General features: G+C 57.8%; 19 protein-coding genes and 1 pseudogene. 11 read left to right on the top strand and 9 right to left on the bottom strand.

Annotated features, from left to right (window positions below):
• Positions 1-7 precede the first annotated feature (7 nt).
• From ACPYOP_RS25865 to ACPYOP_RS25855, 3 genes and pseudogenes are all read right to left on the bottom strand, one after another.
• Positions 8-937 (bottom strand): sugar phosphate isomerase/epimerase family protein, encoded by a 930-nt coding sequence (locus ACPYOP_RS25865; RefSeq protein ID WP_481413128.1) that lies wholly within the window; start codon positions 935-937, stop codon positions 8-10.
• Between the two features lie 235 nt (positions 938-1,172).
• Positions 1,173-2,234, bottom strand: a complete 1,062-nt coding sequence (locus tag ACPYOP_RS25860; RefSeq protein WP_481413153.1) for a LacI family transcriptional regulator — start codon at positions 2,232-2,234, stop codon at positions 1,173-1,175.
• Between the two features lie 259 nt (positions 2,235-2,493).
• Positions 2,494-2,778: pseudogene (locus ACPYOP_RS25855) on the bottom strand (transposase); the annotation flags it as partial.
• Positions 2,779-2,924: 146 nt separating this feature from the next.
• Here ACPYOP_RS25855 and ACPYOP_RS25850 point away from each other — a divergent pair.
• Positions 2,925-3,953, top strand: coding sequence for an AraC family transcriptional regulator (locus tag ACPYOP_RS25850; RefSeq protein WP_481413127.1), 1,029 nt, complete (start codon positions 2,925-2,927; stop codon positions 3,951-3,953).
• Between the two features lie 130 nt (positions 3,954-4,083).
• Here the strand turns inward: ACPYOP_RS25850 and ACPYOP_RS25845 are convergent, their stop codons facing one another.
• The 3 genes from ACPYOP_RS25845 to ACPYOP_RS25835 all read right to left on the bottom strand — a co-directional run bounded on the left by ACPYOP_RS25845 (position 4,084) and on the right by ACPYOP_RS25835 (position 7,513).
• Positions 4,084-5,187 (bottom strand): NADH:flavin oxidoreductase/NADH oxidase, encoded by a 1,104-nt coding sequence (locus ACPYOP_RS25845; RefSeq protein WP_481413126.1) that lies wholly within the window; start codon positions 5,185-5,187, stop codon positions 4,084-4,086.
• Between the two features lie 104 nt (positions 5,188-5,291).
• Positions 5,292-6,008 (bottom strand): alpha/beta fold hydrolase, encoded by a 717-nt coding sequence (locus ACPYOP_RS25840; RefSeq protein WP_481413125.1) that lies wholly within the window; start codon positions 6,006-6,008, stop codon positions 5,292-5,294.
• 191 nt (positions 6,009-6,199) lie between these two features.
• Positions 6,200-7,513: an MFS transporter gene (locus ACPYOP_RS25835; protein ID WP_481413124.1), complete on the bottom strand. Its 1,314-nt coding sequence runs from the start codon at positions 7,511-7,513 to the stop codon at positions 6,200-6,202.
• 347 nt (positions 7,514-7,860) lie between these two features.
• On the opposite strand from ACPYOP_RS25835, the gene ACPYOP_RS25830 reads away from it, so the two are divergent.
• The 6 genes from ACPYOP_RS25830 to ACPYOP_RS25805 all read left to right on the top strand — a co-directional run bounded on the left by ACPYOP_RS25830 (position 7,861) and on the right by ACPYOP_RS25805 (position 14,758).
• Positions 7,861-8,985 (top strand): CapA family protein, encoded by a 1,125-nt coding sequence (locus ACPYOP_RS25830; protein ID WP_481413123.1) that lies wholly within the window; start codon positions 7,861-7,863, stop codon positions 8,983-8,985.
• A gap of 44 nt (positions 8,986-9,029) precedes the next feature.
• Positions 9,030-10,223 (top strand): M20 aminoacylase family protein, encoded by a 1,194-nt coding sequence (locus ACPYOP_RS25825; protein WP_481413122.1) that lies wholly within the window; start codon positions 9,030-9,032, stop codon positions 10,221-10,223.
• Between the two features lie 134 nt (positions 10,224-10,357).
• Entirely contained in the window at positions 10,358-12,058 is a 1,701-nt protein-coding gene (locus ACPYOP_RS25820) for a M28 family peptidase (RefSeq protein ID WP_481413121.1), read from the top strand.
• A 280-nt stretch (positions 12,059-12,338) separates the two neighbouring features.
• Entirely contained in the window at positions 12,339-12,731 is a 393-nt protein-coding gene (locus ACPYOP_RS25815) for a carboxymuconolactone decarboxylase family protein (protein ID WP_481413120.1), read from the top strand.
• Positions 12,724-13,614 (top strand): NAD(P)-dependent oxidoreductase, encoded by an 891-nt coding sequence (locus ACPYOP_RS25810; protein WP_481413119.1) that lies wholly within the window; start codon positions 12,724-12,726, stop codon positions 13,612-13,614. Before ACPYOP_RS25815 ends, ACPYOP_RS25810 begins: the two co-directional genes overlap by 8 nt.
• Positions 13,615-13,852: 238 nt before the next feature.
• Positions 13,853-14,758 carry an IS630 family transposase gene (locus ACPYOP_RS25805; protein ID WP_481413118.1) on the top strand — a complete coding sequence of 302 codons (906 nt, stop codon included), beginning with the start codon at positions 13,853-13,855 and terminating at the stop codon, positions 14,756-14,758.
• Positions 14,759-15,044: 286 nt separating this feature from the next.
• Here ACPYOP_RS25805 and ACPYOP_RS25800 read toward each other — a convergent pair whose 3' ends face one another.
• Positions 15,045-15,839 (bottom strand): HpcH/HpaI aldolase family protein, encoded by a 795-nt coding sequence (locus tag ACPYOP_RS25800; protein ID WP_481413117.1) that lies wholly within the window; start codon positions 15,837-15,839, stop codon positions 15,045-15,047.
• Positions 15,840-16,235: 396 nt separating this feature from the next.
• On the opposite strand from ACPYOP_RS25800, the gene ggt reads away from it, so the two are divergent.
• The 3 genes from ggt (at position 16,236) to ACPYOP_RS25785 (ending at position 18,580) form a co-directional block, all read left to right on the top strand.
• On the top strand, positions 16,236-17,825 hold the full coding sequence (ggt, locus tag ACPYOP_RS25795; protein ID WP_481413116.1) for a gamma-glutamyltransferase: 1,590 nt from the start codon (positions 16,236-16,238) through the stop codon (positions 17,823-17,825).
• Between the two features lie 63 nt (positions 17,826-17,888).
• Positions 17,889-18,134: a type II toxin-antitoxin system Phd/YefM family antitoxin gene (locus tag ACPYOP_RS25790; RefSeq protein WP_481413115.1), complete on the top strand. Its 246-nt coding sequence runs from the start codon at positions 17,889-17,891 to the stop codon at positions 18,132-18,134.
• Positions 18,134-18,580 (top strand): PIN domain-containing protein, encoded by a 447-nt coding sequence (locus ACPYOP_RS25785; protein ID WP_481413114.1) that lies wholly within the window; start codon positions 18,134-18,136, stop codon positions 18,578-18,580. The genes ACPYOP_RS25790 and ACPYOP_RS25785 overlap by 1 nt, the downstream gene beginning before the upstream one ends.
• A 5-nt stretch (positions 18,581-18,585) precedes the next feature.
• Here the strand turns inward: ACPYOP_RS25785 and rhaI are convergent, their stop codons facing one another.
• Positions 18,586-19,878: an L-rhamnose catabolism isomerase gene (rhaI, locus tag ACPYOP_RS25780; protein WP_481413113.1), complete on the bottom strand. Its 1,293-nt coding sequence runs from the start codon at positions 19,876-19,878 to the stop codon at positions 18,586-18,588.
• 237 nt (positions 19,879-20,115) lie between these two features.
• A complete protein-coding gene (locus tag ACPYOP_RS25775) occupies positions 20,116-22,212 on the bottom strand; it encodes a bifunctional rhamnulose-1-phosphate aldolase/short-chain dehydrogenase (RefSeq protein ID WP_481413112.1) in 2,097 nt (698 codons plus the stop codon).
• Between the two features lie 221 nt (positions 22,213-22,433).
• On the opposite strand from ACPYOP_RS25775, the gene ACPYOP_RS25770 reads away from it, so the two are divergent.
• Positions 22,434-22,739, top strand: a 306-nt coding sequence (locus ACPYOP_RS25770) for a DeoR family transcriptional regulator (protein WP_481413111.1), incomplete at its 3' end; no start/stop codon positions are given.

Genomic DNA, 22,739 nt, shown 5'->3' with positions numbered 1-22,739 from the left:
TTGCCTCTTAAGAAATGATGATATCGAGCTCGGCAGCAGCGGCGCGCAGATAGTCCATGCCGCGGCGCATCTCGTCGTCGAATTCTGCCGTCGCTTCGCGAAAATGCGTCCAGTGCGATGCGCCCGGCGCATCTTCCAGTTCCAGCGTGATCGGGCCGGAATAGCCGATGGCCTGAAGTGCCGCGAAGATCGCCTTCCAATCGATCTTGCCGCGTCCCGGCCGCCAATGGGCATTGGTATGGCCCTCATTGTCGGAAAAATGCGTGTTGAAGATACGGTTACCGAGCGCCAGCACGACGTAGTGCGGCATGTCGCCGGCCGGAAAGAGATGGCTCGGATCGAAATTCAGGCCGAGGTTGGCGGCGCCGGTGCGCTCGATCAGCCGCAGCATGCCCTGGCCGGAACTGACCCAGCGATAGGGATGCGGCTCGATCGCGACCCTGAGATCGGCGGCGGCGGCAATTTCGCAAGCCCTGGCGAAACCGTCGACGACGGCATCATATTCGCCCGTCCAGTCCCATTGCGGCTCGACCGCCGCACCCCACTCCTGCGAAATCGGCCGCTGCAGGATCGGCTTGATGTCGGACTGAAACGGATAGGGCGTCATGCTTGTCACGATCGGCGTGCCGATGGCAGCAGCGACGTCCATTCCGCGCTTGTAGCCATCGAGATCGACTGTGGAAACGGCGGCATTCGCGGCGCGGCTGAACGGCAGATTGAAGAAGAAGTTGGTGAGAACCAGCCCCTCCCCGTCAGCGATCTCCTTCAATTCGCGAATGGTTTCGGGCGTATAGTAGCTCAGCATGTCCACCGACCATGCAGTCAGCTCGAAGCCCTTGCAGCCGGTGCGGGCAAGCCGCCTGAGCGGCACTTGGTAGGGCGGATTCCAATTGAAGGTCCAAATTGGCGATCCGAAAAAAAGCGAGTCCCCGCTCACGTCATCCTCCCTTGAAATGCGGCTACCACGGTCGCTCCGCGGCGATACCGAAGTGACTTGCCGGTGAGCCTCCCAGCCCTGCCTTAGCAATTTGTAACGTTACGATCTCGAAAAATTGGTCGCCTGTCAACTTTGGATTTTCCGGAACACTTCAGCAAAATCGGAACGAAATCGAAATTCGTAACGTTACGAATATCTTCCGGAAATCCGCTCATATTGCGGGCCGCGTCATTGCTTAAACGTGGCGGGTCTGACTCTGATGATCGACGAAGACGGCGCGGACGACTTCGCGCAGGACGGCCGGGTCTTCGCCGGCGATCGCCCGATGCAGAAAGGCGGCCAAACGCTCGCCTATGGCATGGTTCGAATAATGGAACGTGCTGAGCGGCGGATTGAAAAAGTCCGGCAGCGCCGTGCCGCCATAGGTGATCAGAGCGAAGTCCTCGCCGGCCTGTCGTCCGGCATCGCGCAGGCCGGCAAGGAAGCCGAGCGCTGCTTCCTCGCTCGCCACGAAGGCGGCGGTCGCTTCTGGTCTCTGCACGGCAATGCGCTTTGCCATCTCCCGGCCGTTATCGGGGGTCGCGGTGGTAAAATGGACGCAATCGTCCGGAACGTTCAGATGACGTTCGGCAAAGGTCCTGCGCCAGCCGCGAACGAACTGCAGGCTGTAGGTGAATTCACGGCTGGGCGCGATCAGCAGCGGCCTATGATGCCCGGCATCCAGAAGCAGGCGCGCCGCTTCCGCGCCGATTACTTCATGGTCGAGATCGATGCTCGGATGAACACTCAAGAGTTCGGTCCGGCCAAAGGTGACAAAGGGCATGCCGACCTCGAGCAGATATTTGACGCGGTCGTCCTGCGGGGTCGTATGCGTGATGATGATGCCGTCGACCGAGCCTTCTTCGACGATATCGCGCACTGTCGCGAGTGGATCATCGGCCTGCAGCTGCGGCACGATCGTCGTCCGATAGCCGCGCGCCTTCATGTAGCGCGAGGCGCCCTCGATCAGCGAGGCGACGACGATGTTCATCTCGCCCTCGCGCCCGAATGGCAACACGATGCCGATAGCGTGGGTCTTGCCGGTGCGAAGATTGATGCCGCCGAGATTGGGGCGATAGCCGAGCTCGCTTGCCGCGCGCTTGACCAGCTCGATGGTCTCCCGATTGACCTCGGGACCTTCCTTCAAGGCGCGGCTGACGGTCGTGACGGAAAGGCCGAGGGCGGTCGCAACCGTCCGCAGTGTCACGCGCTGGCCCGCTTCGCGCCGCAAGCCGCGTCCCACCGCCAATCCCCGCACTTTCGTCAAATCATTCCGCTCCGTCATATCGGCGCGAGAATGCCCGCTGGCTGGTGAGGATGCAAGCACGGGCTCGGTCAAAGTGGGAGAGGTAAATGCCTGTTTGGACCGTCATGCCAACGCCTGCTACGCGGCGTCGGGATGCAACCTTAACCATTTATATTTAGGCTGCATTCAGAAAATCAATTTTAAGATGCAGGCGTTTCATCGTTCTGTCACCGGGGAATTTCATGGACAAGTATACTAGAGCGCGTCCGGTTTAATCCGGTTCATATCCTGCTGCCTTGAAGTAGTTTGCGCATTCAGCTGGGGTGAAGAGGTCGATGACCGAGCCGACCGTGTCCCAGAGTGCGGCTATCGTCCTCTCGGCCTTGGCGCGCAGGAGCGCTTTGAGTTTTGAGAAGGCATTTTCGATGGGATTAAAATCGGGGCTGTACGGCGGCAGGAACATGAGCCTTGCGCCAGCCGCCTCGATCGCGTCACGAATGCCGGCGGCCTTGTGGGCAGGCAGGTTGTCCATCACGACGGTGTCGCCCTCCGACAGTGCCGCCGCGACCGCCGTTTCGCCCGTCCGGCATTGACAAGGCCACTGATATCAAATTAGGCGAGATTTTTCTTGACGTCTCTACGCTCTCAGTTGATCATTTGAGGCGCTTGACTGAATGGGACGCGCGAATCTGGCAGCCTGAAATGACGCGCTACGAGAAAAGATTGATTAGAAGCGCCACAGTGCGCGGTTATGCGGAGGCTGCATCGTCGGTGGGCCTCGACCCCCTGCACATGCTCTCGAGGGTTGGCCTAAGTCACAACGTTCTTGACGAACCAGACAGGATGATTTCGTTCGACACTTGGCTTGAGCTTCTCGCTCAGTCCGCGGCTGCGAGTGGATATCAGGACTTCGGCATGCGCGCGGCAATCGCAAGGGGCGTACCAGATTACGGCCAGGTTACGCTTTTAATGCGAGAGGCGGAAAGCGTCGAGGCGGCGATCCAGCTCTACAGTTCGCATCTAAGCCTTCATGCCGACGGAACCTTCATCCAACTCGACAAACGATTTGAGAGCCCGTTCATCGTGATGGAGGTGGTTGGCAGGACACGTGAGCAATCGCTCCAAGGCACACAATATTGTGTCGTTGGCGTCACGATCCAGATCCGCTGGTTGACAGGCGAGAACTTTCACCCCGAACTGGTGTCGTTTTCACATTCAAAACCCGCAAACGGAACGGGTGTTGCGCAGCGATTTTTCGGCTGTCCGGTCACGTACAATCAAGTGCTCTCAGGGATGGTCATTCCGCGATCTGTTCTTGCAAAGCCGCTCGTTACATCGCAGCCGTTTTTGCGAAAGCTCGCCTTGCAGCACCTTGAACCAATTCTGAGATCGCCAGCCAATAGCTTTGCCACACGCGTCAGATTTGTCGTCAAGCAGTTGTTGGAAGACGGAAGCTGTTCAGCCGAGGCGATTGCAGCACATTTCGGTATCGACCGACGTACGCTAAATCGCCGGCTCTCCAACGAAGGAGAAAATTTCTCATCCGTTGTCCAGGAGGTGCGGCTGGAAATAACACGCGCGGCAATTGACCGCGCGAATTACTCGCTTGCGGAACTCGCAGACGCACTCGGTTTTCAAAGTCTCAGTGCATTTAGTCGCTGGTTCCAGGAAACTTACGGGTGCTCCGCGAGCCAATGGCGCAAACAGTCAGGCTTGGGTTGGACGTCTTAATCCGCCTTTCACGAAATCCGTGCCGCGCCAGCGAGCCGTCGGGTCTTCCGCTTACGCATGGAAAGAGCTTCCTTTCGATAAAGGCAGTGGATGCGATTAAAAAACCCGCTACCGCCATCAGCCGGGAAAGTTAGCCGTCATAGCCCCAGCCGGGCCAGACGCCGGGGGCGGCGCGATCATAGGGCTTGGGGTATTCGATGTGCTCTCCCATCTGTTGTGCTGCTTGCCAAACCCAGCGCGGATTGACGAGCGCGGCGCGAGCGATGGCGATTTGGTCGGCCCTTCCGCTTACGATGATGTCGTTTGCCTGTGCCGGCGAAGTTATCAGACCGACAGCTCTTACCGGGATACCGGCCCCATGTTTTACGGCCTCCGCGAACCCGACCTGATAATCAGGACCGACCGAAATCTTTTGCAGTTGGGGATCAAGCGCGCCGCTGCTGACGTCGACGTAATGACAACCAAGGTCTTTCAGCTTACCTGCGAAGACAATAGCTTCTTCGGTCGTTATGCCGCCATCGATCCAATCGGAACCGGTAATCCGTACGCCTAACGTTACCGTCGCAGGGCAGCTTTTCGAAACCGCGTCGAAAACCTCCAACGCAAATCGCATCCGATTTTCCAAACAGCCGCCATATCGATCCTTGCGTTTATTCGTTATTGGCGAAAGGAATTGATGGAGCAGGTAGCCATGCGCAGCCTGCAGCTCGATAACGTCAAAGCCGACACGACTTGACCTTGCTGCAGCATCGGCGAACGCGCTCTTCACCCGTTCGATGTCTGCGATATCCATCTCGCGGGGCATTTGCCAGCCGTCTCGATAAGGGATCGCCGAAGGCGCCATCGTTTGCCAGCCGCCTTCGTGGGCCAGGAGTTCGCCGCCGCCGTCCCAATGGACACGGGTGGACCCCTTTCTCCCTCCGTGAATGAGTTGAATTCCGAGCTTTGCGGCTCCAAAACCTCGAACCGCAGAAGTGACCCGTCGCAATGCGCTTTCGGTCGCGTCGTCATAAATTCCAACATCTCCCAGCGTCGGGCGGCCATGTGTCTCGACGCCCGTTGCCTCGATCATGACCAGGCCGGCGCCGCCGGTCACCAAACTACCCCAATGCATGAGATGCCAATCGCCAGCGGCGCCATCAATGGCGCTATACTGGGCCATCGGCGCAATGGCTATACGATTGCTGAAGGTATTCGGACCGAGTGTTAAGGGAGAGAAAAGTGTATTTGGCATAGGGCGGCCCCTTTCGAAATCATTCGGCTGTGTGATTGCCCGGGCAAACGACCCACCGGACAGATGGGCCGTCATGCGCTATGGCAGTGTCCGGGATGGGGGTGCTAGCGGCCCACAAATTGCAGCATGATTTCGGCCAACTCGTCGGCCGAGTCGATCATCAGATCGTGCCCGCCGCCCAGGGAGTAAACTGCGCATCCATCAACGGCGCGGAGCGACTCATATTGAGCCGGTATGGCGCTTGGCAGGCCGATATCTTTTGCACTGTAGACCATAAGGCGAGGAGCCACGTCTCGATAGCGGCCGCTGAGGCCGATCTTTTGAGTAAAGCAGGCGATTGGGTGCGGCGTGAGTTTTGAATCGACCCAGTCCTGATGTTCTGGAACAACGCCGAAAACCGCAGCTGGCGGTGGGGCAACAAGAAGGCCGCCCAGATCCGCGCTCAATTGTAAAAACGGCGCTACGAGATTTGGAAGCAATCCGAAGAGTGTATCGCCATCTTGCGGAATAATGGCGTCGATGTAGACCAAAGAAGCGATCCGCTCTGGAATTTTATCGGCAACGCCAGTGGAGACGAAGGCGCCGTAAGAGTGAGCACAGAGCACAACGTCCGAGAGATCGTTCCAAGTGATGAAATTCACGATGTCGAGAATGTGTGTATCAAGATTGATGCTTGCATGGGCTGCAAGATGGGCTTTTTCGCCGACGCCAGACAATGTCGGCGTCAGCACGACATGACCGCTGTCTTCCAGTTTCGGGCGAATGAGATCAAAACACCATCCGCCATGGAAAGCGCCGGGTACAAACAGGAAAGACGTCATAATACGCACCATGGTTCACGTTTCAGAGGCTTGACTAAAGCAGAATGAAATCGAGAAACTTTGCAAAATGGGGCGCAAACTTAACTAGATCAGGCATTTGAGGTGAAGCAAGTGATCTAGTTTCGGAACGTGGATCGCCGTACGCTGAACCGGCGGCGATCTGCAAAAATTCGGCAGTGCGCTATTCACTATCAGCTTGGCAGTGGTCGTTTGGCGCCTTCCGGTATGAAGAAACTTGCGGCTAGACTGACGACGCCCGCAAGGATCACGTAGTATGACGGTGAAAGCGGGTTACCGGTAAATTGCACCAGGTAGGTTGACACAAGCGGAGCAAAGCCACCGAAGATCGCCACGGCAAAACCATAACTAACCGAGAGTGCCGTATATCGTATGCGCGTCGGAAACAGCTCCGCAAGCACCGCGCAGATTACGCCGGTTACCAGGAGAAAAATCAATGTGGCGAGCGATTGAACCAGCACAAAGCCAAAGATCGATTGCATCGCAAACAACAGGCTGAACAACGGATAGGCAAACACAATCGACAAGATTGCGGCGAGAACGACAAAGGGTTTGCGGCCAATTCTGTCGGATAGAGCCCCGATAACCGGCGCAAGGACCAGATAGAGAACCGCGGCGAAGGTTGTCGCAAAGAAGGTCGATGATTTGGGGAGGTTGAGTTGCTGGGCCGCATATGTTGGTAAAAAGACCAGGAATTCCCAATAAAGAATGCATGGGAGGATACTGAAACCAAATGCTGCCAGCATGGCGCGTTTCTGTGTCGCAAAGGTTTCGCGAAGCGGAGACAGCGTAACCTTGCTGCGCTCCGCGTTTTTCGTAAACGCTGGTGTTTCGGCAACATGGGTCCGCAGATAGTGCCCCAAAGGTCCGAGCACGAAGCCGAGCAGGAACGGTATTCTCCAGCCCCAGCTCTGCAATGTATCCTGATCGAAAAGGTAGGTTACGCTGGCTGCAGTTATCGTGGCCAGCAGAAGCCCGAGAGCGGTTCCGGCCTGTTGAAAGCTGCTGATAAAGCCGCGTTTGTTATCTGGAGCATACTCGACCAAAAACGCCGCGGCCCCACCCCATTCCCCACCGGCCGAAAATCCTTGAAGCACGCGGCAGATGACGAGCAGCACCGGGGCAGCGATGCCGATCGTCTGATAGTTCGGGATCAGGCCGATGGCTCCGGTCGATATGGCCATCAGTCCGATCGTCATCACAAGCGCCTCTTTTCTGCCGCGACGATCACCGTAAGCGCCTATCACCACGGCGCCCAAGGGGCGGACCACGAACCCAACCGCAAAGGCCGCAAACGTGCTCAGCAGTGCCGCCAATGGATCTGTCGATGGGAAGAAGGCCATTGCGACGGACGCCGCCATAAATCCATATATCCCGAAGTCAAAAACTTCGAACACTTGTCCAACCGCGCAAGAGGCAACTGCACGACGCAGCATGCTTTTATTTGGCATGACGCCGGCTTGGATCGGGCTGATGATGTCGGTCATGGTGTTCTCCACACACATTGTTGACGCAATGCGAAGTCCCTCCAGCAGAGATCGCCTTCAGATTGGAAGACCAGTTAATTTCAGGTCTTTGCGAAATAGGACGGCAAATTTACGCAATGGGACATAAAGCGAGAAATCACTCGGAAACTGCGCAATGAGGACGATGCGGAAGGCTTGATGGTTGCCGATTTGGTAGCAGGCTAACGCACGCAGCTTCGACGCTGAAGTTTAACAGCAGACAACGACGGTTGCCCCGCCTCGTATAGATTTCGCCCCATATGGTGAACGCCAATCCATTTTTCACATGCAGTCTCATGCGATCGCTGTCGCATAGAGGAGATGTCGCCGTGGTTGATGACGTCCACAATGAGGTTACGCTCGCTGCTTTGGGAGATATAATCCTTTCTCGGGCACCTCATGACCCAGGCAATGCTATCTACGGCGTCGTCGCCGCGGCGGATGTTTCGATTGGCAACCTCGAATTTACGCTGACCGGAAACAGACCGGCGCAAGAGAAGCTGATTGCGCTGCGCGCAGACCCGGATTTGGCAAAAACCATCGCGACCTGGGGCGTGGATATCCTCTCGCTTGCCAACAACCATGCATTCGACTTTGGAAGTGAAGGACTGCTTGATTCCATCGCTGCAGTAAAAGATGCCGGATTGGCGGCTGTGGGCGCTGGCAAGACGCTGGACGAGAGCCTTCGGCCGCATATCAGGACCGTCAACGGCAAACGGATAGCGTTTTTCGCAGTGTCTACCCATCTGCCGGGCGGTAGCGCGGCCGCAGCCACTCGCCCAGGCATCGCCCCGGTAAGAGTTCGCAGCAGTTATGCGGTCGATGCGATAACGCTCCGAGAAACACCAGGAATGTCGCCATACGTGCAAACTGAAGTGGTTCGCGAGGATGTTGATCGCCTCTGCGACGCGATTGGAAAATCAGCCGCGACAGTCGATCTTGTCATCCTGCACATCCATTGGGGAATCCCTCTCGGTTGGACGGCATCCCATCAAAACGAGATTGCTGACTATCAGCAGCCGCTTGCAAAAGCAGTCATCGATGCTGGCTGTTCGGCTGTGATCGGCCACGGCCCGCATGTCATCCAGGCCGTCGAATTCTACAAGGAATCGCCGATCCTCTACAGTATCGGCAATTTCATTATGCATGACATTCTGCCGGAGACCGGCTCAGCCGGGGCATATCCGAGCTATGAGTGGGATTCGCTTCGAACCCATTGGAATTCGATCGGATGCGTTGCCCGTTTGACGTGGGATGGACACAAGCGTCTTTCTGAATGCGAGCTGCTGGTGACAAAGCTTGACCCGAAGGGGGAGTCCCAGATCGCGGCAAGGGCTGTGGCGGATGATCTCCTGGCGAGGCTCGCCGTCGCCTCTCGGAAGTTTCGAACAGATCTTTCCATTCGAGAAAGCGGGCCGGGCTGGGGGCTCGTATTTCGCCCTTCCGATCGCTGAGGCGTTTGTGTTTCCGCGACTCCCGACATCTAACGAGGTGCAACATGCTTACGGATAAACTTAGCGACTGGCTGGAAAGCAATCTCGCAGACCTTGTCGATCTGCGTCGTGACATTCATGCCCACCCAGAACTGGGATTTGAAGAAGTGAGAACGTCGGCAATCGTTGCCGAAAAGCTCAAGAGCTGGGGTATCGACATTGAAACCGGGGTCGGTGGCACCGGCATTGTCGCTACTCTTCATGGAAACAAACCATCAGACAAGGTTATCGGGCTGCGCGCCGACCTGGACGCTTTGCCGATATTAGAAACAACCGGGTTGCCGTACGCCTCGCAAACGCCGGGAAAGATGCATGCATGTGGGCACGATGGACACACCGCAATGCTCTTGGGCGCGGCTGGCTTCCTGGCTCGAGAGAAAAATTTCGCCGGAACTGTGCATCTCATTTTTCAGCCGGCGGAAGAAGTGCTGAGCGGCGCAAAACGCATGATCGAAGACGGTCTTTTCGAAAGGTTTCCTTGCGACTCGATTTTTGGCCTGCACAACACCTCTGGTATGCCCGTGGGCAAATTCGCAATTTGCGAAGGCCCAATGATGGCGGCCGCCGACATGTGGGAGCTTAAACTCCGCGGAAAAGGCGGACATGGTGGCCTATCGCCGCATCTCGCAAAGGACATCACCTATGCTCAGGCACATTTCGTGCTCGGTCTGCAGGGCATTGTCGGCCGAACAATCGCTCCGCTCGACCCGGCGGTTATCAGCGTCGGATATATTTCCGGCGGCAACACAGACAGTTGGAACGTCATCCCCTCCGAGTTGACGATAAAAGGAACTGTCCGCTCTTTTTCTCCCGACGTGCGACGTTCAATCGAGGAAAGCATGAAAGAGCTTGCGGGCTCGACAGCGAAGACTTGGGGATGCTCCGCAGAATTTACTTTTTCCCACGGCCCGAGCGCCATCGTTAATCAGCCGAACGAAACAAAGGCGGCTGTGGCCGCCGCACAGTCGGTCGTCGGCATCGCGAATGTCGACGCTCACCTCAGGCCGACAACCGGATCCGAAGATTTTGCCGATATGATGCAGCTGCGACCGGGAGCATTCATGCGGCTTGGGAATGGTCGCACCGACGATGGCACATTCCATGCCCCACACACGCCCCAATACGATTTCAACGACGATATCATTCCACTCGGCGTGCGCTATTGGGTGAACCTCGTGAACATCGAACTGCCGGGCTAGCCGACGAGCGCGTGCCAAACGCCATTTGTCCGTTTGTGTGAGCTCCATCTGATGCGACGTCGTGCGTGTCGGTAGCCGTGCTGCGCAAGCTCACATCAGCGCCAATTGACCGAAAGACTGCAATGGAGGTTGAGTTGACCATATCCAAAGAGCGGGTTTGCCGACTGGTGGATCGTAACACTTTATGGGCGCATCTCGAGGAATTCGCGAAACGGGTCAAGCTCTCGGGCTCCGTCTCGGAGCGGGAGAGTTTTGACTATCTGGAGCGTGTTTTGCTGTCCTACGGCTTCACGACGAACCTCATAACCCATCCAGCATATATCAGCCTGCCCGAAGCCGCTTCGTTGACTATGGAGGACAGCGAATTCGATGCGATTACGCATTCCTTCTCGCTTGCATCCCCGCCCAACGGCTTGTTGCGGCCGTTGGCCTACATCGGGCGAGGCGAGCCGGAGGAGCTGGCGGGGAGGCGCCTTGATGGCAAGATCGTTATTTTCGAAGGAATGGCGCGACCGACAGCAGCATTGATAGCGTCGCGGGCAGGGGCGGACGGGATCATCCACATTAGTCCACACGATCACCTTCATGAGATGTGCGTGTCTCCGGTTTGGGGAAGTCCGGATGAGACGTCGCTGCAACATATCCCGACAGTGACGATCGTCACGATATCGAAGCGCGATGGAGACGTCATTAAGGCGCGCCTCCAGAGAAACGGTGATGCGCAAGCGACCCTTAGAGCCCGCGTCGATACCGGCTGGAGAGAAACGCCGCTGCTGGAGGCAGAGATCACGCCAATCTCAGCCTCCGGCTCGGAGCCCTATGTTCTGTTTTCAGGCCATCACGATACCTGGCATTACGGTGTGATGGATAATGGAGGAGCGAACGCTACGATGCTTGAAGTCGCCCGCATCATCTCGCAGCATCGCGGCGAGCTCAAGCGAGCTCTGCGATTGTGTTTCTGGTCCGGTCATTCTCACGGTCGCTACACCGGATCTGCGTGGTACGCGGATACAATGCGGTTCGACCTAGAGTCGCGGTGCGTCGCTCACGTCAACGTCGACTCGACCGGTGGGAGAAACAACAGGGACCTGTCGCATGCTCCAGCCTCAGCCGAACTTAGAGATTTGGCAAAGGAAGCTACCTTGGTTCACGGCAACCAGCCCATTTCCGGCGAAAGACTTGGCCGGGCCGGCGATCAATCTTTCTGGGGCATTGGCATCCCATCGCTTTTCATGGGGATGGGTGAACAAGATAAATCGGCAGGCGAGGAAACGACATGGTCAGTCGCTGGCGCGATGGGCTTGCCGAGTTTTGGATGGTGGTGGCACACGCCGCACGATACACTCGACAAGATGGATGCCGAGATTCTCATCCGCGATACACGCATCTATCTCCATGCAATCTGGAGACTGACTACGGACGAACGTTTGCCGGTTCGTGTCGATGCTCAACTCAGGGACCTGGCGTTGCAAGTCTCATTTGTTGCATCAGATCTAAAAGGACGGTTCGATCTGCAGTCTATCCTGGACAAGATCTCCGTCTTGAAGCGTGAGATCGAAATGCGATCGATTGAAGATCAGCAAATAATGGCACTTTGCCGCCAACTGGTGCCGCTCGATTACACAAGCGGGGACCGTTTCGCTCATGATTTCGCTTTGCCTCAAAAACCATATCCGGTCCTAGAACACTTTCGGTCTTTGGCAGCGCTGCCAGATGGCAGTAAGATGATACCCTTTCTTCGGGTAAGCTGTCAGCGCGCTCACAATAGAATTATCGACGCCCTTAACAGGTCGATCCTGCTCATGAACCGTGACCTGATTTCTCTTCCGAATTGAGGATCGAGCGTCAAACCGCGGAAATCCTAGTTTCTGGAGCAGGCGTCTCAATGGATCAACAAAGCGTCCCATTTAGTTAAGTTTATCCACGGCAGCGCGTTTTAATGGCCAATGGCTCGAACCCGGCGCGATCAGTCGGCTTCCAGCATCAAAGCGAGCCTCCCGGCGTGCTTTTGCAAGACGGATGCCGCGCCGTCGCAGTGCGGGGCGTTCTCGACAGTACGATTTGATTTGCACACCGCAGGCACATTTGCGTGCCGTGGAATAGAGGATATCTACTATGGACAAAATCCAAGGTGAAAAATTCAAGCGTGGTCTCGGTACGCGCCGTGCGGTCTTAGGCGAAGCCTATGTTGACCGCTCGATTGAAAGCGCGGACGATTTTAACTGGCCAATACAGAAATTGGCGACGGAATATTGCTGGGACGAAATTTGGAACAGACCCGGCCTTGATCGCCGCACGCGAAGCTTCCTTAATCTGGCGATGCTCTCCGCACTGAATCGCCCCCACGAACTGAAACTGCATATCCGCGGCGCCCTCAACAATGGGCTGTCGCGCGACGAGATTCAGGAAGTATTTCTCCAGGTATGCATCTATTGCGGTCTGCCGGCGGCGATCGAGAGTTTCAAACTTGCACGTGAAGTCTTCCAGGAGACGAATGCGCATGGCTGAGCCAAACGATTCTGTCGTCTTGTTCATCGGTCTGGGCATGATGGGTGCGCCTATGGCACGACGCCTGCTAAAGGCCGGATTCGATGTCATTGGTATGGATCTCTCGCTGGAAGCCGAAACTGCCTTCGTCGCTGCTGGAGGGCGTGTTTCCAGAGCATTGGCTGGCGATTATTCAACAATCGATGTTGTTATAACAATGCTCCCTAACTCCAATGTGGTCAGGGAGACATTCCTTGGGAACCGTGGTCTGGCGGGCGCTCTTCGCGCTGGTGCTCTCGTCATCGACATGAGTTCCTCCGCACCGTTCGAAACCCGACACCTGGCCGATGATTTGCAGTTGCACGGCGTCGATTTGATCGACGCTCCAGTCTCAGGCGGTGTACGCCGCGCAATTGACGGGAGCCTTGCGATCATGGCTGGAGGTGAGAAGGCCAATATCGAACGAGCGTTGAAATTACTGAAGGCGATGGGTACTTCCATCACGCACACTGGGGCGGTTGGCACTGGCCACGCTGTCAAAGCGCTGAATAATTACGTCTCGGCTGCGGGTCTTCAGGCCGCTTGCGAAGCTGTGCTTATTGCAGGCGAATTTGGAATTGACTCCAACACGCTGACCGATGTCCTGAACGTTTCAACCGGAAAAAACAATTCAACTGAACTCAAGTTGAAGCCGTTCATAATCTCCGAAACTTTTGCGTCAGGTTTCGCGATGTCGTTGATGGCAAAAGATCTCGAAACAGCAGCCGACTTGGCTCGCCAACTTGGCATATCGCAACCGGGTCTGCAGAGCGCATCGTCTTTATGGAACGCTGGTGTGCAAACGCTCGGCCAGTCAGCCGACCATACCGAAATCTATCGTTACTTGGCCTCCAAAAGGAAATGATAGATATGCGAGACTTGCTGTCAATTTGGTCGAATCGACCAAATTGATACACTATCAACCTGGATCTGAGGTTTGATCAGTTTTAAGCCGATTTTCGCTGCTCGTTACACTAACCCGATGATGCACCATCACACCGGGGGACTACACACCTAGAGCACGTCCGGGTATCGATGAATCGATTGTGATGTGACGCGGTATCCAGCTTCTGATTCAACGTCCGCTTTGACGGAGGTTGGTGATGGCGAGAGCGCTCGCTGAGGATTTACGGTCGCGTGTTTTGAAGGCAGCCGACGAAGGGGCATCGGCGCGTCAGGCGGCGGCGCGTTTCGGCGTTGGAGTATCGAGCGCAATCCGTTGGATCGCCCGGGCGAAGATCGGCGAGTTGGCACCCCGACAGCAGGGTCGGCGGCACGGTTCGCGCCTCGACGAATACGCGGACTTCATCGTCGGGATGATCGACGACCGCAAGGATATCACGCTGAACGAGATGGTGGCGCGTCTTGAGCGCCTGGCTTCGCGGGCACGGCTGGACATTCAAAAAAAGTCCGCACATGCACTGGAGCAGGAGCGTCCCGATATACTGAAGCGCCGTTGCGTCTGGTTCGACGGCCAACTCGATCTCGATCCGGCTAAGCTGGTCTTCATCGATGAGACCGGCTTGTCGACGAAGATGGCCCGCCTGCGAGGACGAGCGCCGCGCGGCGAACGCTGCCAGGCTGGCGTGCCGCATGGCCACTGGAAGACAACCACCTTCACCGGCGCGCTGCGGCTGACCGGAATGACAGCGCCCTTCGTCTACGACGGTGCGATGAATGGCAACATGTTCCGCGCCTGTGTCGAGCAGGTGCTGGCCCCGACCCTGTCGGAGGGCGACACCGTCGTGATGGACAACCTGCCTGCCCACAAGGCCGCCGGCATTCGTGACGCGATCGAGGCGGCTGGCGCAAGGCTCATGTTCCTGCCGCCGTACAGCCCCGATTTTAATCCCATCGAAAATGCCTTCTCAAAACTCAAAGCGCTCCTGCGCGCCAAGGCCGAGAGGACGATAGCCGCACTCTGGGACACGGTCGGCTCGGTCATCGACCTCTTCACCCCAGCTGAATGCGCAAACTACTTCAAGGCAGCAGGATATGAACCGGATTAAACCGGACGCGCTCTAAGACCGTATTGACCGTCATTGCCGTCGCGCTCGTGCTGATCACAACGCAGAATACAATCACGCCGGCGAAAGCCCGCGGCGGCTGTGGCGAAGAGTCGTATAATCCCTGTTTCGTAAAACTCGTAAACTGATGGGGCTTAGCGCTCGTCGCTCAGCATTATAAATATTTGGATCTGCCGCTACCTTGATGGCGGCAGGTCCAAAACTGTAGTTCACCATCATAGAGTGCTATCGGCTTGTGCGGAAACACCTTGGGCAAGCTTATCGGGCGTCAGCTTTGGTCCGCGATCTCACGCGCAGCTTGAATGGCGGTGCGGGCTCCTATCCGAAGCTGTGCCGTTTCCGTGCCGGCGATGACCAGATCGAGGCCGAGCTTCAGATATTCTCCTGCACGAGTGCCATCACCGCCAAAGGCGCAGATGAGCTTGCCATGGGCACGGCAGCGTGCGAGCGCTGTGGCAAGTGCCTGATCGATCGCGGCGCTCTCGGGCGCAAGCCGGGCACCGTTCGAGAGCGCGATGGAAAGATCCGACGGGCCGATGAAGATGCCGTCGATACCATCAACGGCAAGGATCTCGTCGATTGCGTCGAGCGCCGTCCGGGTTTCGACCATGGCGATGGTTACGGTCAGGCTATTGGCGCTCTGCAGATAGTCTTCGGCGGAAATGCCGAAATGATTGAGGGTGAGCGAAGGCCCCCAGCTACGCTCGCCGAGCGGCGGATATTTTGTCGCCTTCACGAGCGCGCGTGCGTCATCTCCAGAATTGATCATCGGCGCGATGATGGCGGAGGCGCCGGCATCGAGAAGCCGTGATGCCGATGCAAAGTCGCCGACCGGAATACGGGCGATCGCCGGCTTGCCGGCAAGCCGGACATGCGCAATGCCGCTTGCCGCCGATGCCATGTCCCACATGCCGTGCTGCATATCCAAGACGACGGTATCGAAATCTTCCTGCGCCAGGTGATTGACGAGCATCGCGTCGGGAATACCGACCCAGCCGGAGATCATGCCGCCATTTTCGCGGCGCTTCAGGCGTCCGGCAAAACCGTTAATGTCAGTCGTCATCATCTTCCCTCACCTATCCGGAACAGGCTTTGCCCTTCGAGACGTCCGGTGACCATCAAATCATGAATCAACGGCATCGTTGCCCTCGACAATACTCAATTCCCGCTGTCGGACCACTCGAAAGTGACCGCCTGCTGCGTGCGTGTCGGCAGACCAAGGTCCGCGCGACTCCGATCGGACAGTCCAAGCTCGACCCCCAATGTGCCAGACCAACATGACAAATATCCAGATATTTTCGTCGATTGGCCATTGGCGCCAGCTTATCTGCAACAACGGGGACGCGAAAATCACGATCCGATCAGTTCATCCCTTCCATGACCGTTAAAACACCGTAAAACACTAACGGCGCAGCATCGCACGCCGGTGAGAGCAGGACATATGGAGAGCATCGAGACCATGCAACAGCGAGATTTTTTCAAGCCAGGCCGATCGGTTGCGATCTCCGACAGGGGCATGGCCGCGACTTCGCATCCACTGGCGACGCTTGCCGCCGTCGACATTCTGCGCGCCGGCGGCAATGCCGTTGATGCTGCTGTCGCCGCAGTCGCGCTGCAGTCCGTCATTGACCCGCACATGACGGGGATCGGCGGCGATTGCTTCGCGCTTTACAGCGCTGCCGGTGGCGCGCCGGTCGGGCTGAATGGCTCGGGCCGCGCACCGAAGAAGGCAAATCTCGACTATTTCCTCGATAAAGGCTTTACCGCCATCCCGGACGACAGCCCCCATGCCGTTACCGTTCCCGGCGCGATCGATGCATGGTGTCGGCTGATCGGTTCTTATGGCCGGCTGGGCATGGATCGCGTGCTGGCTCCGGCGATCACCGCCGCGGAAGATGGCTATTGCGTCACGCCGCGCGTTGAACTCGATTGGCGCCGCTACAGCAACCGCGTCGCCAAATATCCGCAATCGGCTGCCTACTTCCTGCCGAACGGCAAGGCGCCGCGCACCGGCGACCGCATTGCCAATCCCGCGCTTGCCGCCACCCTCAAGGCCGTTGCCAGAGATGGTCGGGACGCCTTCTATCGCGGTCCGGTGGCCGAAGAGATCACGACGCTTCTTCAATCGCTCGGCGGTCTGCACGAGGAAAGCGACTTCGCGGACTACAAGGCTTTTGACACGAAGCCGATTTCCGGCAAGTTCCGTGGCCGCGATCTGCTGGAATGTCCTCCGAACGGCCAAGGCCTGGCGGCGCTGCTGATCACCCGCATTCTCGACGGTTTCGATCTGCGCGATCCCAAGCTCTCCGAAGCCGACCGCATCCACCTGCATGCCGAAGCGACCAAGGCCGGCTACGCCATGCGCGACCAGCTGATCTGCGACCCCGACCACGTGACCTTCGATATCGAGGAGTTGTTATCGGACCGCTCGGTCGCCGCCATGCAGGCGAAGATCAGCCTCGAGCGTGCCGCCGACACCAAAATCTGGGACGGGCCGACGCATCGCGACACGGTCTATGTCTCCGTCGTCGATCGGGACGGCAATGCCATTTCGCTGATCAATTCCGTGTTCATGGCTTTCGGCAGTGGCATCTATGCACCGCGCTCGGGCGTATTGCTGCAGAACCGCGGCGCAGGCTTCGTCGTAAAACAAGGCCATCCGAATGCCATCGGCCCCGGCAAGCTACCCTTCCATACGATCATTCCGGCAATGCTGATGGAAGATGGCAAGGTGCGCATGAGCTTCGGCGTCATGGGCGGGCAATATCAGGCAGCCGGCCATGCCCATATGCTGACCCAGATCCTCGATCGCGATCTCGACCCGCAACAGGCGAGCGACCAACCGCGCAGTTTCTGCTTCGGCGGCAAGCTCTCGCTTGAGCCGACCATATCGGAGGAAACCAGGCAGGATCTGGAGCGGCGCGGCCACATCGTCGAATGGGCGGATGAACCGATCGGCGGCGCGCAGGCGATCATGATCGACCACAAGCGCGGCATCCTGCTCGGCGCATCCGATCATCGCAAGGATGGCATGGCGCTCGGCTATTGAGCTCGATGTTGACGGAACGAACCCGGCCCTATACCATGACCACAGTAGTCATATAGGTGACCCATGAGGGAAATTCAGCTAAAGGACGCGAAAGCAACTCTTTCCGCCGTCGTCGACGACGCTCTCGGCGGTAATGGATCCGTCATTACACGTCATGGCGAACGCACCGCCGTCGTCATTTCCTATGAGGAATATCAAAAGCTGAAGCAGGTTCCATCGTTCGGCTGGTTGCTGACCAACGCGCCATTGGAAGATGACGACTTACCGGTGCGCAAGTCGGGCCGATTGCTACGTGATGACGATATCTGATGTATCTTCTGGATACGAACATCATTTCAGCGACATCGCCACTGCGTGCGCAGGATCTGCTGTCGCAAGCCGTTCGGGCATGGATTGCGGCCCATGCCGACCAATTCTTCCTATCCGCCGTAACCGTCTCCGAAATAGAAACCGGGATCGCAAAGGCTAATCGGACAGGCGCCAGCAACAAAGCCAATCTGCTTGGCGAATGGCTGGATCTTACCCTTCATCTCTATGGGAAACGCATTCTTGCATTCGATACGGCAACGGCGCGCATCGCCGGCCGCCTGTTCGATCAAGCTGTCGGACGTGGCGGAGACCCCAGCTTTGAAGATGCGGCCATTGCCGCAACGGCGCTGCTGCATGATTACACCGTTCTTACCCGGAATCTGAGGCACTTCCGGTTGATGGACGTCCGATCGCTCGATCCGTTCGCCACTCCGCCGGAACTCTAAAATCCTCAGATGATTCCGCCGCCACCGGCAACGGAGGCTGGGCGTTCGCCGGCAACCTTCCGGCGATAGCCGCTCGCCCTGTAGGTCGCGACCGGATCGATGGCGCCACCGGTGCGGCGACGCGCCTCAGCCAGGATAGGCTCGACATCGGCGCGATAAGCGCACTTCAGCGTTTCAGATGCCATCAGGGCATCATTTGCCTCCTGATAGCCGTCCAATGCCTTCCGGTCGACGATCAGCGCCTGCGCATAGGCGCGGCGGATCTCGTTGGCGCTGGAGATCAGGCTCTCGATCGGATCCGTGACATTGTGCGACTGGTCGATCATATGCGCCGGATTGAAATCATTGACACCGCGCCGCTCGGCATCGACCAATTCGTTGAAGACGAGGAACAGGCGATAGGGCTCGATGGCGCCGGCATCGAGATCGTCGTCGCCATATTTGGAATCGTTGAAGTGGAAGCCGCCGAGCTTGCCGAACTGGATGAGGCGCGCGACGATCATCTCGATATTCGTATTCGGCGCATGGTGGCCGAGATCGACGAGGCAATGCGCCTTGGGGCCGAGCGTCTGCGCGATCATGTAGTTGGTGCCCCAGTCCTGAACGACTGTGGAATAGAAGGCCGGCTCATACATCTTGTGCTCGGAAAACAGCCGCCAGTCATCCGGCAACGCCTTGTAGATATCGGCCATGGCGGAAAGATAGCGCTCGAATGCCTTGGTGAAATTGGTCTGGCCGGGGAAATTGGAGCCGTCGCCGATCCACACCGTCAACGCCTTCGAGCCGATCGCCTTGCCGATCTCGATGCATTCGATGTTGTGCTCGACAGCCTGGGCGCGGGTTGCCGCATCGACGTGGCTCAGCGAACCGAACTTATAGGAATGCGCCTGGCCGGGCGCATCGGAGAATGTGTTGGAGTTCATGGCGTCGAAGCCGAGGCCAAGCGCATCGCCTTTGGCCTTGAGTTCGCGCGGATCGGCCTTGTCCCAGGGAATGTGCAGCGACACATTCGGTGTTGCCCGCGTCAGCTGATGGATCACGGCGCAATCGTCAAGCTTGTCGAAGATGCCGCGCGGCTCGCCGGTGCCCGGAAAGCGGGCAAAGCGCGTGCCGCCGGTGCCGACACCCCAGGACGGGACCGCGACGAAAAATTCGGAAACCTTCTTGGTGACGGCTTCGATATCGATGCCACGCCGGGCGAGCATGGCGCCAAGCGCCTCATAATCGGATTTCTGTGCTGCGGCGCGCTTGTCGTTTTCCGCGGCGACCAGATCGGGCGCAATTCTAAACTCGGCCATTCTTTCCTCCCAGATACGTCATTCAAAACGTTACAGTGCGATGACCCTGCAAGCCATCACCCGCCCTCGCCCTTCGAGGGCCCTACGGGCCACCTCAGGATGAGGGCTGATCTCTCCGTCAGTTGCCGCAACATCGCTACTCCACCCTCATGGTGAGGTGCGCTGCCGCTGGAGCGAAGCGGGTGCGGCAGGGCCTCGAACCACGAGGGTGGCCCCGAGGTTGCCGCTTCCCGCCAACTAGCGCGTAAAGCTCTGCGCGTTACCGGCGTCGACGTTGATGATATTGCCTGTTGATTTGGCGGAAAGCTCCGAAGCCAGGAAATAGATCGCCTCGGCAATGTCCTCCGGGAACACATTGAGCTTCAGCATCGAACGCTTGCGGTAATGTTCCTCCAGATCGTCCACTTCGATCTTCGAGGAGGCTGCGCGCTGTTCACGCCATTCACCGTTCCAGATCTTCGAGCCGCGCAGGACGGCATCGGGATTGACTGTGTTTACACGAATGCCCGCATCCGCGCCCTCGAGCGCCAGGCATCGAGCCAGATGGATCTCGGCAGCCTTTGCCGTGCAATAGGCGGCGGCATTCGGCGACGATGCAAGACCGTTCTTGGAAGCGACGAAGACGACGTTGCCACCGAGATTCTGACGGCGGAACAGACGGAAGGCTTCGCGCGAAACGAGGAAATAGCCGGTCGCGAGGATGTCGATATTGCGGTTCCACATCGAAAGTTCGGTGCTCTCGATCGGCGCCGATGATGCAATGCCGGCATTCGAGACCAGAATGTCGACGCCGCCGAATTCTGTGCAAGCGTCGGCAAAGGAGGAGATGACGGCATCTTCCTTCGTCACGTCGAGCTTGACGCTGCGCACCGCATCCGCGCCATATCGCTTGGCGAAGTCCGCCTGCGTGCTCTCCAATGCTGCCTGGTCGATGTCAGCCAGAACCACGCAGGCGCCCTCGCCCACCAAGCGCGCCGCCGTGGCGCGGCCGATGCCGCCGGCACCGCCGGTGACGAAGGCGACCTTGCCGGCCAGGCTCTTCGGCTTCGGCATGCGCTGCAGCTTTGCCTCTTCCAGCAGCCAATATTCGATATCGAAGGCTTCCTGCTCCGGCAGGCCCTGATATTCGGAAACGGTGGATGCACCGCGCATGACGTTGATGGCGTTGACGTAGAACTCGCCGGCAATACGGGCGGTCGCCTTGTCGCGGGCAAAGGACAGCATGCCGACGCCGGGAACGAGGAAGATTACCGGGTTCGGATCGCGCATGGCTGGCGAGTTGTCATGCTTGCAATCATTGTAATAGCGCGCGTAGTCGGCACGATAATCTTCCAGTGCCTTGTCAAGGCCGGCAATGACGGCATCGACATCGGGCTTGGCCGGGTCGAAATCAACGATCAGCGGCCGGATCTTGGTGCGCAAGAAATGGTCAGGGCAGCTGGTGCCGAGCGCGCCAAGCGGGCGAAGGCTCTTCGAATTGACGAATTCGAGCACCGCATCCTGATCGTCGAAGTCGCCGAGCTTGCGCTCGGCCTTGCCGATCCGGCCGCGGATCTCCGGCATCAGCAGGGCTGCGATGGCACGGCGCTCCGCTTGCGGCAGGCTCTGTGCGACTGCACCGCCGAAAATGGTCTTGCCTTCCGTCTTGGCGGCAAACCATTCGATCGCCTTGTTGATGATCTGAAGCGTCAGCTCGTAGCATTCCTTGGCATCATTGGCCCAGGTGAAGAGGCCATGGCTTTCGAGAACGACGCCCTTGGCATTCGGATGCGCCTTGACGAAGGCTTCGAGATCGAGGCCGAGCTGGAAGCCGGGACGGCGCCAGGGGAGCCAGCCGATCTCCTCGCCGAAGATCTCGCGCGTCAACTCGCGCGAGTTCTTCGAGGCGGCGATGGCGATGATGGCATCGGGATGCATGTGATCGACATGGGTGAATGGCACGAAACCGTGCAGCGGCGTGTCGATCGAAGCGGCGCGGGCGTTGAGGTTGAAGGTGCAATGCGGCAGAAAGCCGACCATGCGATCCTCGTCGGCAACGCCTTGGTAGATGTTTTTTAAGCTGTCGAGCTTATCCTGATAAAGCGTGGCGAAGCCGTCGAGCTTGATGGTGCCGACATCGCCGCCGGAGCCCTTCACCCACAGCACCTTGACCTTTTCGCCGGAGAGCGGATCGGTTTCCATGACCTTGGCCGATGTGTTGCCGCCGCCGTAGTTGGTGATACGCTTGTCTGCACCGAGCAGATTCGACCGATAAAGCAGCTTTCCCGGCTCGTCCAAGCCGGCCGCATATGCATCATCCCAACGGTTCTTCAGAAGCTGAACGCCAGCCGCCATGTCATCCTCCCTTGAAATCAGGTCTTTCAAATCAAGTCTTGCGGGCGGATCGGATCATGGTGGAGCCGCCCTTTGTGAGCAGGGTATCGCTCACGCATAGTCACCTTGTCAATCGAAAACGATCAAATTCGATAATGTTGCGATGCAATATGAAAGTTTCTGATCGTTTGTGATTGACACATTGTCATATTTGCGAAATAACCGCCGACAAGGAGGAGCCAATGCACGAACGCGAACGCCATCGCATTATTCTGAGCGCCGTACAGGAAAAGTCTGTCGTGACGATTCAGGATATTTCCGAGCTGACCGAGGCTTCGGAAGCGACGATACGCCGTGATATCGCCGCCCTGCATGTGCAGGGAAAGATCCGGCGCGTACGCGGTGGCGCGGAATCGATCCATCCTCCGCAGCTTGGCAATCTGGCGGCGCGGCCGTTCCGCGTCTCCGAAGCCGTCAATATCGACAGGAAACGTGCAATTGCGCGCAAGGCCGCCGAGCTCTGCAACCCCGGCGACGCGATCATCATC

Source organism: Rhizobium sp. KNZ2-6A, from assembly GCF_056755475.1.
The sequence above is the reverse complement of the archived record's forward strand: the minus strand, read 5'-3'. Positions and strand labels throughout refer to the sequence as shown.